Origin of the sequence: Massilia phyllostachyos (genome assembly GCF_021044825.1) — a bacterium.
Lineage (GTDB): Bacteria > Pseudomonadota > Gammaproteobacteria > Burkholderiales > Burkholderiaceae_D > Telluria > Telluria phyllostachyos.
In genome coordinates, this window is record NZ_JAJNOC010000008.1 from 140,857 (window position 1) to 157,339 (window position 16,483).

Here is a 16,483-nt window from a genome sequence, read left to right on the forward strand (position 1 = left end):
AAGCTTGCACTGTCATGCCTGCCGGTTATGCCCCTCCTGCCCTTTCTGCCGCCATATCCTTACTGTTCGCAAAAGGTTCCGATCGTTGCGATCAAGGTAGCACCGCACGTCGTTTTGTGACCCTCATAGGCAACTTCCTTATCATCGATAACGTGACCTGGACTGCCTTCGGCAATCTTGCAGTTGTCATGTCCCTTGATAGGGCAACTGCAGAGATCGCCGACACGAGCAACCGCTTTGCCATCGACAGTAAAATAGTCTGCGCTCGCGCTGACAACCTTGCCGCCGTGAGACGTCGGGTCGCCGAGGCGAATTACATTCGGCATGGCTCACCCTTTCTCATCTGGAGGGGATGCCGGCCCGTGGCTGTCATCGCGGCTATCGATTTTATCCTTATTTGTAGCGCTTGAATCCGAACGTACTTGTGCAGTGGATGGCGTTTGTGCCGCGATATTGGGAGGACTCGTCTCGTCGTCATAGCCGACCAGTTTCCAGATTGTCGCCAGCTGGTGTGAAGGCGCCTGTCCTCTCATCTTTTGCCATAACGACGGCTCGCCACGGATGAGAACGCGTGGCATGACGTTGCCAGCCTTGATGTATTGGCGTTGGATACCTCCCATGCTGGATGCTTCGCTGGACTCCCACATGCCGGTCTGCGGACAAGTGCGCCCGGTCGAAGCGAGTTCTCCCAGTGGGAACAGTGGCTGATGATCTGTCCCGACTGCCTTTGTCGCTGCAACACCTGTCGGACGCACACGGATCGTGCTAGTGATTTTGTCCCATACCGCGATAGCTTCTGCATCACTGAGAAGAGGCTTGGCCGATCCGGCTTCATTCTCTGCGATGCCGGTCTGCATCTGAACATTGATGAACGGTTTCAGCGGGTCGCCCCCTACACCTTGAAAATCCATCCCGAAATCATGGATTGAATGGATTTCAGGTTGTTCTGGTGAGCGCCCCAATACTTCGAAGCCTTCGCCCCAGTTCTGGATTGTCCGCTTCCCCCTACGAAAATACTTGGTTTTGAGGCGTATATGACTGGGATTCTCTGCCTTCAGGTCTCGTTCGAGACGTGAAAGCTGCCACTCCAGGGTATTACTTTCATCCAATTTTCGGTGTGCCGGCCTGATTGCAATCGACAAGTGTGTATCCGGAAATTCCTTTAAACGAAAACCTATTTCCATCAGCTCGCCTGGATTTTCCATGGGTGTTCCTGACTCATCAGGTAGAAAGCCAAATTCTATGCAGTTGCCAGGTTCGGTTGGAACGTCAGTTTCGTTGCGCTGACGCACTCGGCTAGCCATACTCTTTATCGTAGCCACTGCTCTAGTTTTGTCTTCGCTCAGCGGTCGAGCTTTAATAACGATCCCAGCGTCATGCAGGCTAAAGTACCCCGTAATCCTGAGCCCGCTGATTGCAGTAGAATCTTCGTAACCCGTAACGATCTGCCCTTCAGGCTTATTTACCTCCTCTATCGAAATTAGCAGCTGGGCATTATCATGATAGACGGCCTGCTCACTTTTGAGTTCTTTAATAAATTGTCGAGCTTCGGCCTGCACCTCGTCGATTCCTTTAGGGTAAACTAGCAAAGTTAACGGGATGCTCGAACGACCCCATGCAGTTGTAGCTGATTCAGGCACATCGACCATAAACCTTCCAAAGCAAACTGTTTTGGTTTTTTCAAACATAGATTGTAATCGAAGGGTAAGCGTCGCCACTTTCGTATCCTTCCGTTCTTCAGCATTGGAATCGAATGAAGCTGAAATCACAATCCCAGCAACAAACAGTAGATGGAAAAGGTTTCTTTTAAGAATTAAATGCATCATTATCCTCACTCGCAATTCCAACGTACCTGCTGAGCGATCCGGACAATTCCGTATAGGGTCGATGCAATCGCTCTCGGATCTTTATAACTGGACTGGTGTTCGTAACCAGTCTGGCGAAATATCCCTTTAAATTGGCCGCTTTTTAACTGGTGGTCGGAGGATTTAGCTGGCACGGTTTGATCTCCCGCCGCGGATGGGGAACGAATGGTTGCATATATTGGTTTAGGAACGCGATCAATAAAAGGTTGAAGTGCTTTATTGGAAACCGATGGGTCATAGCGAACGAGTTCTATCTTGCCTTGTCTCGTATCGCTGAGAATGGGCCAGTCTTGCCAGCCTTCGGGATCAGCACAATGCCGATCAACCTCCCAAACGACTTCACCAAAGCTTTGACGCCCCCTATCTGCACCATAATGCGCATAGCTGTTGGGATGGTACGTATCCGCAATTGCTTGATGAAATTTTTTTGCCCTGTCGAGATAATCACAGGTTCGCTCGAAAGACCCGCCTCCTTCTTGTGCCGTAAAATTGGAGGGATTGATCCACCTTTCAACAAAAAGTGAATACCATTTGTCTCTCACTTTATAGATTTCGTTATACGGGTCACCCTGCTTTGGCCAGCTTTCCAGATCGCGTCCATTGTGTTGCACGCGCAACCAGCTATTGCCATAGGACTCAGATGGGAGTAATTGCAGCCCTCCTGGTGCGTTTGCCAGCACCGCAGTAACTTCGTCGCCAAAATTGCCTGCTACTTTTGCGCCGATGCTTTCGGTCGCGCCGTTCATCATTCCAGGATCCTCGAACCCTGCCCGCATGCGCTTATAGGCGGCTGGCGCGCCGATTGCCGGCATGACGCCATGGACAATACCGGCAACTTTGTCTCGCAGATTTCCATACATCGGGTGTATCAAGGCCCTGCCGACTAGGCCGCCCATCGAGTGGGTAACCACGATAACCTGATTGCATTCGTATCCGGAACTATTTAGATCGTCGATCACCCGATTGATCCGCCTTGCAATGACCTTTGCGTTCTCGCCATTGCACTGCAGCCAGTTATAGCCGAAGGCATAAACTGCAAACCAACAGCCACTGGCGACCTTCATTAGTTCCACCTCCGTCAAAGCCTGCATCGGGTAATTTGGATCGGCCATCCACGCACGGGGCTCGACACCGACGACGTCGCGCCATGTCTGTCGAAGTTTGCCTTCGAAGAATGTGTCGTTGAGGCGCGACTCAAGATGCTGCAGTATCTCACCGTAGCTGTTGAAAAAAACCTCGCCCCATCCCCGTGCCCGTGCTTTCTGTGTAGCCGTACGCCTGTTTCTGACTGTAGGTGGGTCGTCCTTTAGCAAGGGCGATGCGAAATCCTGTTGGAGTTTGACATTGGCGTGCCTGCCATCACCACTGACAAACGAACGGCCAGACGGGTCATAAATATCAACGGTAGTCTGGTCCGGGTCCAGCATCAGTTGACGATCGCGCGGCGTCAAATTGCTCGCGCCGTGGATGTTAGTCGGCCCAAGGACGTCCGGGCGCCACGCTATATTGTCGCTTTTGCGCAGTTGCTGTTGGCGCCCTGCACTCATCCTCAAGTTCGACCCCATAATCCCCGGAAGGAATATCACTGGCAGGACGCGCTTGGGAAGAATCCGCGCGCATTGCGGCTTATCGTCCTGCACTGGCGTTGCGAATCCTTCAGCCTTCCGCGCAGCGCCCGCATTCTGCTGTGCTGGCAAGGGATGTTCCACGCGTGTCATGATTTACTTTCCTCCGCATCAATCGTCAAGGGCTTCAACGGTGTAGTTGCCAAAAGGAATGGCACTGGTAAACCTCTCGGTCATTCCGGTAGCGTCGGTACGTCCCTCAAAAACGCGGCCGTCTTCGGTCGTAATGCGATAACGCTGGTTCGTCATAGGCTCGTCAGTCCCGATCCACCGCAAAACGGTTTGCTGGTCATGCAGCATGTCGCTGGTCGGTAGTTTCACGTCCTCCAAGCTGCTGTCACCTGGCTTGACATGGGCGAATTTCGCCGACTTGATGGTATGGTCGCCGCTGCATTGCTGTGTGATGATGCCGCCGCCAATCTCGACCTGAGCGCTCTTCGAGACGAAGCGCAGCTTGGGAGCCTGCAGTACGATTTCCTCTGCGGCGGTCAGGACAATTCGCTTCGCCGATGTCAGCTCGATATCGTCCGCATGGGTCTGCATGTCGAGTTTGCCGCTAGCAGAGATAAGCTTGATACCGAGCCGATGTGCGAACAGACTGATATTCTCCGACGCCCGTGCCAGCAGTTTCTTACCAGCGGAAAGCTGGATATTGCCCATGCTGACCATATCGAGATGCGTCTGTGCGCCGATGGCGATATTGTCCTGGCTGGTCATTGCCACACCCGCTGGCGCGGTCAGCGCCAGCACCGGCTGGCCGCCGTCGCCTACACTCTCGGTTTCGGTATTGCTTCCGGCCTCCCACTGCTTCAAATAACCGATGAGCTGCGCGAGTTCTTTGTCGTCGGTACCGTCGGCATGGTGTGTAACAGACAGTCGGGCCAGTTGTTGCTGCACGCCTTGCAAGGCTTGCGTCAGACTGACCAGTTCCGCGCGGTCCAGCATTTTGCCATTCGCCTTCTGGCGGCCGGCAGCGCTGATGAGCACACCTTGCGCACCGCGCACTGCGACAGCCTGGTCGCTTCGCAGTTCCGCTCCTTCACCACGCGCCTCGCCTTTACCATCCATGCGAGGATGGGTAAGCCAGCCCAAGTTCAATTCGCTATGTCCGTGCTGGGACGACAACTGGGCATTGATTTGTCCCGGCGTATCATCCAGCCGTAGCTGGTTGTAGCGCGATCCCTGAACTTCTTTGCTCTTGATTCCAGCAAGATATCGGTTTCCCGGCAATGTGCCGGAATGGCTGAATGCAGTCGGTCGCGCCAGTCCGCCAAACACCTGGGCTACGACAATCGGCTTGTCCGGATCCCCGCCCAGAAAATCCACGATTACCTCGTCGCCTACCCGGGGCAGTGTCAGTGTCCCCCATTGATTGCTGGCCCAGGTGCTGGCGACACGCACCCAGGCCGAGTCGCGGTCGCTCTGGCTGGCGCCTGCACCTTGGGCATGATTGTGGTCTTCTGCTCTGGTGCCTGGAAAACGCAGCTTGACTCGGCCATATTGATCGCAATGTACTTCTTCTCCCTCAGGACCGACTACAAATGCACTTTGCAATCGCGGGCATGGCACATCCGCGCGCGGGTCGAAGGCAGGGACGATCGGAATCCCGCGACGAACGCAGGAGAACTGATTTGTATAACGCATGCCCCTCTCATCACTGGCTTGTTTCAGAGCGCCACTAGATGAGGTGTCATTCCATTGGCTCAGCGCAAACAGGCGCTGGATCTGCTCATCGACTGTCTTCGGCAGGTTATTTTCCGCATCGACCTCCAGCCGCGTGATGACGAACTCTCGTTCCCTCTCAGGATGCGTATCGATTTCAGGATGCCCTGACATGGAGATCCACTGCCCGACACACATGGCGCGTACGCTGCCTTCGCCATGAAAGCACTTGGATTCGTACTCATGCCGTTTCATGCGCAATTCACCAAGCTTGCGATAATCCTCTCCGTTGTCACCCGCATGGGGCACGTCGACAAGATAATCTTCGAGCGTGAAGGCAAACTCCCCGCCCGTGCCACCTTGGTCGACGCAGGAGTGCGCATTGCTGAACATTGGCCGGACCTGCAAATAATCCAGGCTCTGCCGTCCCACACTGCCCGGCCTGAGCTCACGTACCGCGCTCCAGGCAATCACGCTGTCACGTTGCTCGGTGCTGCCATCACGGTGATAACGCACGGTGCCCGCGGCATTCTGCGACAGCGCGAAGACATCGTCGAATAACACCAGGATATGCAATGGTGTGTCCCGGGAAGGCGCTCCACTGGCTTGGCCCGCCTGCACGAACCATGCGATACCGCGACGCTTCCACAAGCGACGAATGAACGCGGCGTCCGATTCGTTATGCTGCATGGTGAATTCGCGCGCCGGATACGCACCGGTGACACGGGACCAATCGACGTCAAAAGCGCTGGCCAATACCGGATTATTCTGGCGCCACTCGTCGAGAATGATCTTGGTAATCTCCAGCTCATTCTGATTGCGGAACACCCGGGTATTGGTCCGGTGCTCCATCAATGCCAACGCGTCGCGCAGCACCAACTGATATGTCGCAAGACCTCCATCGCTTTGCCCGGCAGAGGCCTGCGACACAATGCCGCATACAGCACGGACATCACCTCTATCGGTGACGAACTGCAGTTCGACCGGCAAGGCGATAAATTCCTTCAGGGGCAAGTCGGCGCGGATCGAAACGCATAAAAGGCGGTACTCAAGACCGCCGCACAAAGCCTCGCTTCCCGAAACGCGCTTCACCAGGAGTACGTTGTCGAGAGCGCCCCGCCCCTGTAACAGACGCAAACGTATCGGGCGATTTGCTTCGGACAGCCAAGCAAACGTGTCAGTCAGATCGTTCAGATTCACATACGCTCCCTTCTTGATTGTCCTTACTTCGGCTCTACGGCATCCGAAAGTATTGCGCCCTTACACTTCAAGTAATTGACCTGAAGCAAATAAGGCACTCGAACGACCGCGCACGCCGAATCGGCGCGTCAAAAAGGGGAGAGGTGGACTGTGGGAAAGCCTATTCGTCCGGCGCAATGATTAGTGCGGACATGTGTGAAGAGGCTGCAAACTGCAGCCGATTACCTTTGCTCGGGTTCTTTTTATCTCAGGCTTCCTCGCCCTGCACGCGCTCGAACGGCCCGATGCACGCCTGCATGCTCTCGTCCGCGCACATCAGGAAGATCGCCTTGGACGGGTGGAAGCGGATGAAATTGGTGGCCGTGGCGCCCGGCTTCATGATGGTGCCGGCGCAGTCCTTCTTGCCGTTGTCCTTGACCACGCGGTCGTCGAGCCGGTAGAAGCCCTTGGCGCTGGGCTTGTCGGGGATGCGGTATTCGCTTTCCGAGACCTCTTCGGCGCTGGTGACGAGCGTGGTGCCGTCGCCGCGGAAACGGTAGGTTTCGGAGCAGCCGAGGTCGGGGATGCTCAGCTTCCAGATGCCGAGGATGGGATGGTCGGCGGGCGGCGCCGCCGCCGTGGCATGGGCGCCGGCCAGCGCCGCGCACAGCAGCGCGGAGCGGACGACGATGGCGGAAACGACGGACACACGCATGGCAGGCTCCTCGCGGCAAGCGCTTCGCGCGGAGCGGACGCCCCGCCGGTCCGCCCGGCGGACGATGCCATTATGGCATCGGGAACGCGCCACCGGCGCACGCGCCGCAAGCCGCGCGCGGTCCGCCGATATGCTGCGTCAGCCCTGCTCGGGCGGCGTCTTCGGCTTGGCCGGACGGCGGCTGCGCGGCGCGGCTTTGCGGGCCGGCGCCTTGTGGGCCGGACGGGCCGCCTTCTTGCGCGCCGGCTTGGCCTCGTCCTCGCCTTCGCCGCCCTCGAGCGGCGTTGCCTTAACGGGCGCCGCCTCAACGACCGGCTCGGCAGCTGGAGGCGAGGCTTCGACTGGCGCCTCAAGCGGCGTCTCGGCCGGCGCTTCAGCGACCTTCTTCGCCGCCGGCTTGCGCGGCGTGCGGCGGCGCTCCTTCACCGGCGCCGGCGCCGGCTCTTCCGCCGCCGCTTCCTGCTCGGCCGGCACAGGCGCCTCCAGCACCTGCGGCTCGGCCGCCGGCACCGGCGGCTCCGCCTCGATCAGTTCCGTCAGGCCCTGCACCGGCTCGGCTGCACTTGGCGCCGCCTCGCCGCGCCCGCCACCCTTGCGCCCGCCACGGCCGCGGCGGCCGCGTTCCGCACGCGCATCCTGCGCCGGCGCCTCGCCGTTCGCCTCAGCCGTCTCAAGCTGCAGTGCGGCGGCCACTTCCTCGGCCGGGCTTTCCGGCACCACCACCAGTTCCGGCGCCGGCATCGACACCGGCGCATTGGCGCTGCGGTAGACGTAGGTGCCGGATTTCTCGTCGCGCCCGAACTCGAACAGGCCGCGCGCCTGCGCTTCTTCCAGCAGGTTGCCGAAGGTACGGAAGCCGAAATAGGTTTCGTTGAAGTCCGGACGGCGGCGCTTCAGGGTGTCCTTCAGCAGCGAGGCCCAGATCTTGCCGGTGTCGCCGCGCTCCAGCACCAGCGCGTCGAAAGTCTCGACCACCATCTCGAGGGCCTGCACCTTGCGCGCTTCCAGCTCTTCCTTGCGCTTGTCGTCGCCGGCCGGACGGCGTCCGCCACCCTGCCCCTTGCGCGCTTCGGATTCTTCCTTGCGCTTGGCGGCGGCGCGGTTCTTTTCGCGCACCAGGTCGTCATAGAAGATGAATTCGTCACAATTGGCGACCAGCAGGTCCGAAGTCGACTGCTTGACGCCGACGCCGATCACCTTCTTGGCGTTTTCGCGCAATTTGGAGACCAGCGGGGAAAAGTCGGAATCGCCCGAGACGATCACGAAGGTGTCGACGTGGGACTTGGTGTAGCACAGGTCGAGCGCATCGACCACCAGGCGGATGTCCGCCGAATTCTTGCCGGACTGGCGCACGTGGGGGATCTCGATCATCTCGAAATTGGCCTCGTGCATGGGCGCCTTGAAACCCTTGTAGCGGTCCCAGTCGCAGTACGCCTTCTTGACCACGATGCTGCCCTTGAGCAGCAGGCGCTCCAGCACCGGGCGGATGTCGAATTTTTCGTAGTTGGCGTCACGCACGCCCAGCGCGACGTTTTCGAAGTCGCAGAACACCGCCATGCTGATGTTGTCGGAAGAAGCCATGAATATGTTGTTTCTGTTAGTGAAGGGACAAACTGCACGGGATTATACGCAACACTTCGCCGACCGCCCGCACCGCCGCCCGCACAATTTACAAACTTGCAGTTACGTTATCGAACCGGACAAATTTATAATGCAACGAATCGTCCTGTCCCGGAATTGACCCATGCTTTCGCCCGCCATGTTCGAAGCCGTGTTCAACAGTTCGCCGATCGGCACCTACCTGTTGTCACCGACGCCGGATGCCATCGTCCTGGCAGTCAACGACACGTTTCTGAAGGCTTCCGGCCGGCGCCGCGACGAGCTGGTGGGCGTCAGCCTGTTCGTCTGCTTCCCTTCCGACCCCGGCGACCCGCACGACACCGGCGAATCCGACCTGCGCAGCTCACTCGCACGGGTGCTGGCAAGCGGCCGGGTCGACCGCCTGCCGGCCCAGCGCTACCCGATTCCGGTCGAACAGCCCGATGGCAGCATCGCCTTCGAGGAACGCTTCTGGAGCGCGGTCAGCACCCCGATTTTTGAAAACGACGGCAGCATCGACTGCATCCTGCACACCACCAACGACGTCACCGAGCAGGTGCGTTTCGAGCTGGCGCTGAAGGAAAGCGAGCGGCGCTACCGGGCCCTGAGCTCGGCCGGCCAGGTGGTCTACCGCATGAACGCCGACTGGAGCGAGCTGCACCAGCTGGACGGGCGCGGCTTCCTGAAGGACAGCCCGGGCTCGGACCAGTTATGGCTGAGCGACTACATCCCCGCCGACGAGCAGGACAAGGTGAGAACGGCGATCGCCACCGCGATCCGCACCGCCACGCCGTAAGAACTGGAGCACCGCGTGCGCAGCCTCGACGGCGGCGAAGGCTGGGCCCTGTCGCGCGCGGTCCCGCTGTTCGATGCCGGCGGCCGGGTGGTGGAATGGATCGGCGCCGCCAGCGACATCACCGAGCGCAAGTTGGCCGAGGAAAAGCTGCGCGAGTCGGACCGCCGCAAGGACGAGTTCCTCGCCATGCTGGCGCACGAGCTGAGGAATCCCCTGGCGCCGATCAGCGCCGCGGCCGAGCTGCTGCAGCGCGTGAAGGCTGACGAGGCGCTGGTGCGCCGCAGCAGCCAGGTCATCGGACGCCAGGCCGCCCACATGAGCGGCCTGATCGACGACCTGCTGGACGTGTCGCGCGTAACCCGCGGCCTGGTGGAGCTGGCCTGGGCGCCGGTCGCGCTGCGCGAGATCCTCGACGATGCGGTCGAGCAGGCCACCCCACTGGCGCAGGCGCGCCGCCACCAGCTGGACGTGCAGGGGCCGCCGGACGCCGTGCAGGTGCGCGGCGACCGCAAGCGCCTGGTGCAGGTGCTGGCCAACCTGCTCAACAACGCGGCCAAGTACACGCCCGAGGGCGGCCGCCTGTCGCTGCAGGCGCGCGTCGACGGCGGACGCGCCTGCATCGAGGTGGGCGACAACGGCATCGGCATGGCGCCCGAGCTGGTGGCGCGCGCCTTCGACCTGTTCGCCCAGGCCGACCGCAGCCCCGACCGCGCACTCGGCGGGTTGGGACTGGGGCTGGCCCTGGTCCGCAGCCTGGTCGAGCTGCATGGCGGCAGCGTCGAATGCGAGAGCGCCGGGCCCGGCCAGGGCAGCCGCTTCCGGGTCTGGCTGCCCTGCGAGGCCGGCGCCCGGCCGGCTGCACCGGCGGGCGAGCCTGGCCAGGACAACCGGCGCGAAGGGCCGATCCGGGTGCTGGTGGTGGACGACAACGTCGACGCCGCCGAACCCTGTCGATGCTGCTCGACGCCTACGGCTACCAGCCGCTGGTCGAGTTCGCGCCGCTGGCCGCGCTCGAACGCGCCCGGCGCGAACGGCCGCGCGCCTGCGTGCTCGACATCGGCCTGCCGGAGATGGACGGCCGCGAACTGGCGCGCCGGCTGCGCGCCGACCCCGCCACCGCCGGCGCGATGCTGGTCGCCGTCACCGGCTACGGCCAGGACAGCGACCGCCAGCAGATCATGGCGGCAGGCTTCGACCATCACCTGGTCAAGCCGGTGGACCTGGGGCAGCTCGAACGAATCCTGGCCACCGTCGCGTAGGGTGGTCGGCCATACCCAGCAATGGGATGAGCATGCGGCGCGAACGCCGGCCGCGCGTTCAAAGAGTACCTGAACCGCACACGCGCCATCCGTCATCACGGGTCCGACCTCACAGGCGCGCCAGGGTCGCGTCGTCCGGCTCGCCGTCGAAGAACTTGTCGATGCAGTCCTGGAACACCGCCTCGTCCGGCGCCACGTCGGCGAACAAGGTCATCGACGAACGGAACTTCAGGTCGTCGGGGTGGCCGAAGATGTCCGCCACCGTGCGGTCGTCGAAGGTGTCGACGATGGTGGCGCATTCGCGCAGGCGCGCCCCCAGCACCGGATGGGCCAAGTAGGCGGCCGCCTCGTCTCCCGAGCGGATCGCGTAGCGCTGCGCCATCTCGCTGTGCCCCAGGCCGGCCAGTTGCGGAAAGATGAACCACATCCAGTGCGTCCGCTTGTGCCCGGCGCGCAGCTCCTTGAGCACCGTGGCGTACACCGGCGCCTGTGCCTGGACGAAGCGGTCCAGGTCGAATTCCTTGTCCATCACACGCCCTCCCCTTTATCACGATGCTACAACGCTCTTCCTGTCTGTTAAAGTGCGCTACGAATGGATACCCCGACCGAACACCTCTCCCTGCTTCTCATCCGTGACATGCCGTACGGGAAATACAAGGGACACAAGATCGCCGACCTGCCCGGCCACTACCTGGCCTGGTTCGCGCGCGAAGGCTTTCCCCATGGCGAGCTGGGGCAGCTGCTGGCCCTCATGGTCGAGCTCGATCACAACGCCCTGCGCGGCCTGCTCGACCCGTTGCGCCGGGGGCGCTGAGGGCGGACGTTTATGCAGGGCGGATGGATATTTACGTCCTTCCCGTTCTATCATCGCTCACCGCAACCAACTCTCGTGCCCCATGCGTCCACACCTGCTTCGCGCCGCCCTCGTGCTCTGCTTCGCCTGCACGCCCGCCTTCGCCCAGTCGCCCGCAGCGGCGCCGGCCGCCCCCGCGGCCGCCCAGCGGGCAAGCGGTTTCACCACGAGCGACGGCGTCGCCCTGGCCTACACCGTCTCGGGCCAGGGCCTGCCCTGCCTGTTCGTGCACGGCGGCCCGGGCTCGGGGAGCGAAGCCGTGGAGGCGCTGTCGGGCGACCTGCTCGGCAAGCACTTCCGCATGATCTACCTCGACCAGCGCGGCAGCGGGCGTTCGGCCAGCGACCAGAAGAAGGACTATTCGCTGGACCGGGTGGTGCAGGACCTGGAAGAGCTGCGCGCCAGCCTGAAGATCGACAAATGGGTGCTGATGCCGCACTCCTTCGGCGGCATCATCGCCACCGCCTATGCGCGCAAGTACCCGCAGCGCGTGAGCGGCATGGTGCTGATGAACAGCATCCTGAGCCTGCCCGCCTCGATGGAAAGCACCGCGAGCTACGGCTACACGCTGCTGCCCGCGAACGGCCGTCCGCCGCTCGACCCGGCGGCGCCGCTGCCGCAGCGCTTCGGCATGGTGATGGCGCTGCTCGGGCAGACGAAACAGACCGGGAAGCTGATGTACGGCGACCCGGCGTCGGAGGCGCGCGTGGACGCGACAAGGCGCGGCCTGGCCGCCAACCGCGACTTCGCCGCCGCCCTGTTCTCCAGCGGCGCGATCGCCGCCTACCTGGAAGACCTGGCGCCCGCCACCGCGGCCCTCGGCATGCCGGTGCTGGTCGTTGGCGGCAAGGAAGACTACGTGGTGGGGCCGGAGCATTACAAGACCTTCCGCTTCCCGAAACAGCAGGTGCTCCTGGTGCCGGGGCGGCATTTTTCGATGATCGAGCAGCCGGCGGAAGTGGACAAGGCGCTGGCGGGGTTCGCCGCTTCCCTGCCGCGGCCGTAGGCCTGCGCCGGTTCACCGTACGAACGCGGTCATCGTTCGCGTGGCGGGGGCATGGAAAATCGGCTATCGTTCAGCCATCCACGTGCCTTGCCGACGCCGCAGATGATCAAGCCTCCCATGCCAGAAAACGAGCAGTAGCGTCTCGCCCTGCTCCACGAGCTGCTGCTGCTCGATACCCCGCCCGAACAGCGCCTCGACAAAATCGTCGAGTTCGCGTCCACCGAATTCGAGGTGCCGATCTGCCTGATCAGCCTCGTCGACACCAACCGCCAGTGGTTCAAAGCGCGCGTCGGGGTTGACGTCTGCGAGACTTCGCGCGACGTCTCCTTCTGCGCCCATGCGCTGGGCGGAGACGCGGTGCTGGTGATCCCGGACGCCCTGCTCGACCCGCGCTTCCACGACAACCCGATGGTCACCGGCGAGCCGCACATCCGCTTCTACGCCGGCGCCCCGCTGATCATGCGCGACGGGCTGGCGATCGGCACGCTGTGCCTGATCGACACCCGCCCGCGCACCATCGACGCGGTCGGCCTGGCCATCCTGTCCAGCCTGCGCGACCTGGTCGTGCTCGAACTGAAGTCGCCCGACGGCGAGGCCCTCGATGGCTAGCGCGGCGCCGTTCAATCTCCTGCTGGTCGAGCCGGTGGACCTGCTGCGGCGCACCGTGTCGATGACCCTGCGCAGCCTCGGCATCGCCGAGGTGACCGAAGCGCCGACCTACCCGACCGCCCAGCAGATGTGCAACCGGCGCCGCTTCGACGGCGTCGTCGTCGCACTCGACGGCGAGGCGTCCGGCGCGCCCGACAAGGGCTTGAGCCTGGTCCAGCAGATCCGCGCCGGCGACTGCGCCATCCCGGCGACGACCCCGGTCGCCGTCCTGGTCGACTCCTGCAACACCGAGCAACTGCACGTGCTGCGCTCCTGCGGCATCAGCCGCATCCTGATCAAGCCCTTCCGCGTGCGCGATGTGATCGACACGGTCGACGCCATGCGCGCAACGTGAGGCCCTAGGCCAGGGCGGCGGCCGGCAGTTCGATCAGGAAGCGCGTGCCCTTGCCCGCCGCCGTCGTATAGCTGATCGTGCCGCCGTGTTCCTCGATGATGGTCTTGCTGAGCGCCAGCCCCAGGCCGCTGCTGCTGGTCTCCTCCGAGCGCGCAAAGATGCGGTCCTGGAGGTCGGGCGCGATGCCCGGACCCTCGTCCTGCACATGGAGGCTCACCTTGCCGCCTGCCCGGGCCAGATCGACGGTGACCGCCCGGTACCTGGGCGTGAACTTGATCGCGTTCGACACCAGGTTGCACAGCACCTGCTCCATCCGGTCCGGGTCGATCGCGGCGGCGATGTGCCGCGCGTCCGGATGCCAGACCCGGCGCAGGATCACGTCGCCTTCGCGCGCCTTGCCCTCCATCGCAGTGAGGGCCCGTTCCAGCACCGGCAGCAGCGGCTGCGCCGTGCGCACGACCGCCGTCGCGCCCGCTTCGCGCCGCTTGCGTTCGGCGATGTCGTGCATGAAGACGCTGAAGAAGGCGTCGTCGCCGGCGCCGGCCAGGGTCGCCGTCATCTCGACCGTGATCTCGCGTCCCTGGCGGTCGATCACGGTGCGTTCCAGGCGCCGGCCGAGCAGGTCGAGGTGGCCGCTGTGGTTGAAGGCATGCAGGGCCTGGGCGAAGCTGGCGCGGTAGCGCTCGGGCAGCACCAGTTCGGACAGCGGCCAGCCGACCGCGTCCTGGCGGCGCCAGCCCAGCATGCGCTCGGCGGCGCCGTTCCAGTCGAGGACCAGGCCGCGCCGGTCGACCGCGACAAAGGCATCCTGCGCCGCCTCGACGATGGCGTTGATGCGCTGTTCGCTGGCCTGCACCGCGGCCAGGGCCCGCTCCAGGTCGCGGGTGCGTTCCTCCACGCGGCGCTCGAGGCTGGCATTCAGGTCGCGCAGCGCGGCGCGCTCGGCCAGCAGGTCGGTCATCAGCCGGTTCAGGCTGCCGGACAATGCCTGCACCTCGTGGTAATCCCTGGCAGCGGGCACCAGCGCCACCGTCTCCCCACGCCCCATCCGCTCGGCCGATTCGGCCAGCGCGCCGAGCGGCCGGGTGATGCGGCGCGCCAGCACCAGCCCGGCCACCGAGAACAGCACCGCCAGCGCGGCTCCGCTCCACAGCGCCTGTTCGCGCAGGCGCCGCACCGGCCGGTAGGCGTCCTCGATGTTCTGGCGCACCAGCACGGTCCAGCCCAGGCCGGGATAGGCGCCGCGCCCTGCCGTGGCGGCATAGCCGACCAGGTAGGTCGCGCCGTCGTCCCATCTCTCCACCACGTAGCCGGTGTGCTTGCCCTGCGCCAGGCGCAGGCTGTCGGGCGCGATCGTGTCGCCCTGCAGCGCCCTTGGCCCGAGCAGGACCTCGCCGTCGCGCCCGACGATCAGCGCCTGCACCCGGCCGCGCGACTCGACCGGGGCGATGATCGAGCGCTCCACGTCCTGCGCCCATTGCCAGGACAGGTGGGCGCCGAGCACCCCGGCTCTCTTGCCCGCAAGGTCGGTGTAGGGAAAGGCGACGTCGACGAAGCGGCGCGGCTCGCCGTTCAGGCCGGGCAGCAGCTTGGCCAGCTTGACCGCTTCGTGCACGTCGCCGACGTGGACATTGTCGAGGGCCTTGCTGAACCAGGGGCGCGCCGAGACGTCGGCACCTTCCAGCAGGCCGCGCGCCTCGACGATGACGCGGCCGTCCAGGCCCGCGAGCCCGATCCAGTCATAGTAGCCGTAGGTGCGCTGCATGTCGGCCAGCATCCGGCGCCGCTCGTCCTTCGGCACGGCGGGGTCGCGCAGGTCGCGCCGCCCCGCCATCAGGCCGACTTCGCGGTAGCGCTCGGCCATGCCGCTGTCGAGCTTGTCGGCGGTCTGGAGCGCCAGTTCGGCCAGACCGTGGCCGATGCTGTCCTTGACCTGCTCGGTCGACGCGCGTTCGACCACCGCGACCAGCAGCAGGGTCAGGACCACGGTCATCGACGAAAAGGCCAGCGCCAGCCAGGCGCCGAGGCCGCGCCGGCGGCGCCGCATGGCTGGCGAAGAAACGGGGCGGATATCCATGCTTGGTCTTGGGGAAATTTTTTTTTGCCAGCCTAACACAGCCGCGCCAGGGCCGGGGCCGCCGCACGGCCACCGCGGATTTCCTGTAAACTAGGCGGTTACTGCGATACGCAACAAGAGACACGACATGCCCGCTACTTCCGCTACGCCAGCCACCGCGGCCACCCCGGCTGCCAACGACCAGCTGCTCGACTACGTCACCTCCTGCGCCCTGCCGACCCCGTGGGCGCAGTTCACGCTGCACGCCTTCGTCGAGCACACGACCGGCAAGGAGCACCTGGCGATGGTGCTGGGAGATATCGGCGACGGCGAGCCGGTGCTGGCGCGCGTGCATTCGGAATGCCTGACCGGCGACGTGCTGTTCTCGCAGCGCTGCGATTGCGGCGCCCAGCTCGAAGGCGCGCTGCAGCGCATCGCCCAGGAAGGCCGCGGCATCCTGCTCTACCTGCGCCAGGAAGGACGCGGCATCGGCCTGCTGAACAAGATCCGCGCCTACCGCCTGCAGGAAGCCGGCGCCGACACGGTCGAGGCCAACCTGCAGCTGGGCTTCCACGCCGACGCCCGCAACTACGAGCTGTGCCTGCCGATGCTGGCCCAGTTCGGCGTCAGGAAGCTGCGCCTGATGACCAACAACCCGCGCAAGATCGACGCCCTGACCCGCCTCGGCATCGAGGTGACCGACCGCGTGCCGCTGCTGGTCAACCGCAACGCCTACAACAACAGCTACCTGAATACCAAGCAGGCCAAGCTGGGGCACATGATGACGCCGCCCGCCGCGGTGCCGGCGGACCAGGCGCCGGCGCCTGCAGCGACTCCCGACGTGATCTGATTCGCGCTGGGGCGT

15 protein-coding genes and 1 pseudogene are annotated in these 16,483 nt (G+C 63.4%); 8 read left to right on the forward strand and 8 right to left on the reverse strand.

The features are described 5' to 3' along the window. Nucleotides 1-59: 59 nt before the first annotated feature. From LQ564_RS20435 to LQ564_RS20460, 6 genes are all read right to left on the reverse strand, one after another. Nucleotides 60-326: a PAAR domain-containing protein gene (locus LQ564_RS20435; protein WP_231059952.1), complete on the reverse strand. Its 267-nt coding sequence runs from the start codon at nt 324-326 to the stop codon at nt 60-62. 3 nt (nt 327-329) lie between these two features. Further along, nucleotides 330-1,826 carry a T6SS immunity protein Tli4 family protein gene (locus LQ564_RS20440; protein ID WP_231059953.1) on the reverse strand — a complete coding sequence of 499 codons (1,497 nt, stop codon included), beginning with the start codon at nt 1,824-1,826 and terminating at the stop codon, nt 330-332. 5 nt (nt 1,827-1,831) lie between these two features. Continuing rightward, nucleotides 1,832-3,583: an esterase/lipase family protein gene (locus LQ564_RS20445; protein ID WP_231059954.1), complete on the reverse strand. Its 1,752-nt coding sequence runs from the start codon at nt 3,581-3,583 to the stop codon at nt 1,832-1,834. 18 nt (nt 3,584-3,601) lie between these two features. Continuing rightward, nucleotides 3,602-6,352: a type VI secretion system Vgr family protein gene (locus LQ564_RS20450; RefSeq protein ID WP_231059955.1), complete on the reverse strand. Its 2,751-nt coding sequence runs from the start codon at nt 6,350-6,352 to the stop codon at nt 3,602-3,604. A gap of 247 nt (nt 6,353-6,599) precedes the next feature. Further along, nucleotides 6,600-7,046 (reverse strand): hypothetical protein, encoded by a 447-nt coding sequence (locus LQ564_RS20455; protein WP_231059956.1) that lies wholly within the window; start codon nt 7,044-7,046, stop codon nt 6,600-6,602. A gap of 138 nt (nt 7,047-7,184) precedes the next feature. Beyond that, complete coding sequence (locus LQ564_RS20460) at nt 7,185-8,627, reverse strand: NYN domain-containing protein (protein ID WP_231059957.1); 1,443 nt, start codon at nt 8,625-8,627, stop codon at nt 7,185-7,187. A gap of 163 nt (nt 8,628-8,790) precedes the next feature. On the opposite strand from LQ564_RS20460, the gene LQ564_RS20465 reads away from it, so the two are divergent. The 3 genes and pseudogenes from LQ564_RS20465 to LQ564_RS20475 all read left to right on the forward strand — a co-directional run bounded on the left by LQ564_RS20465 (nt 8,791) and on the right by LQ564_RS20475 (nt 10,700). Then, the gene (locus LQ564_RS20465; RefSeq protein ID WP_231059958.1) at nt 8,791-9,441 is read left to right on the forward strand and encodes a PAS domain-containing protein; all 651 of its coding nucleotides are present in this window, start codon (nt 8,791-8,793) and stop codon (nt 9,439-9,441) included. A 15-nt stretch (nt 9,442-9,456) separates the two neighbouring features. Beyond that, a pseudogene (locus LQ564_RS20470) lies at nt 9,457-10,218 on the forward strand (sensor histidine kinase); the annotation flags it as partial. 176 nt (nt 10,219-10,394) lie between these two features. Then, on the forward strand, nt 10,395-10,700 hold the full coding sequence (locus tag LQ564_RS20475; protein ID WP_231060057.1) for a response regulator: 306 nt from the start codon (nt 10,395-10,397) through the stop codon (nt 10,698-10,700). A 109-nt stretch (nt 10,701-10,809) separates the two neighbouring features. Here the strand turns inward: LQ564_RS20475 and LQ564_RS20480 are convergent, their stop codons facing one another. Further along, the gene (locus tag LQ564_RS20480; RefSeq protein ID WP_231059959.1) at nt 10,810-11,229 is read right to left on the reverse strand and encodes a DUF1810 domain-containing protein; all 420 of its coding nucleotides are present in this window, start codon (nt 11,227-11,229) and stop codon (nt 10,810-10,812) included. A gap of 63 nt (nt 11,230-11,292) precedes the next feature. Here LQ564_RS20480 and LQ564_RS20485 point away from each other — a divergent pair, with 63 nt between their 5' ends. The 4 genes from LQ564_RS20485 (at nt 11,293) to LQ564_RS20500 (ending at nt 13,562) form a co-directional block, all read left to right on the forward strand. Next, nucleotides 11,293-11,514: a DUF3820 family protein gene (locus LQ564_RS20485; RefSeq protein WP_231059960.1), complete on the forward strand. Its 222-nt coding sequence runs from the start codon at nt 11,293-11,295 to the stop codon at nt 11,512-11,514. Nucleotides 11,515-11,596: 82 nt separating this feature from the next. Beyond that, nucleotides 11,597-12,559, forward strand: coding sequence for an alpha/beta fold hydrolase (locus LQ564_RS20490; protein ID WP_231059961.1), 963 nt, complete (start codon nt 11,597-11,599; stop codon nt 12,557-12,559). A 165-nt stretch (nt 12,560-12,724) separates the two neighbouring features. Then, nucleotides 12,725-13,168: a GAF domain-containing protein gene (locus LQ564_RS20495; RefSeq protein ID WP_307729996.1), complete on the forward strand. Its 444-nt coding sequence runs from the start codon at nt 12,725-12,727 to the stop codon at nt 13,166-13,168. Further along, a complete protein-coding gene (locus tag LQ564_RS20500; protein WP_231059962.1) occupies nt 13,161-13,562 on the forward strand; it encodes an ANTAR domain-containing protein in 402 nt (133 codons plus the stop codon). The genes LQ564_RS20495 and LQ564_RS20500 overlap by 8 nt, the downstream gene beginning before the upstream one ends. A 4-nt stretch (nt 13,563-13,566) precedes the next feature. On the opposite strand, the gene LQ564_RS20505 is transcribed toward LQ564_RS20500, so the two are convergent. Further along, complete coding sequence (locus LQ564_RS20505) at nt 13,567-15,639, reverse strand: ATP-binding protein (protein WP_231059963.1); 2,073 nt, start codon at nt 15,637-15,639, stop codon at nt 13,567-13,569. Between the two features lie 127 nt (nt 15,640-15,766). Here LQ564_RS20505 and ribA point away from each other — a divergent pair, with 127 nt between their 5' ends. After that, a complete protein-coding gene (gene ribA, locus LQ564_RS20510) occupies nt 15,767-16,468 on the forward strand; it encodes a GTP cyclohydrolase II (protein WP_231059964.1) in 702 nt (233 codons plus the stop codon). Nucleotides 16,469-16,483: the final 15 nt, after the last annotated feature.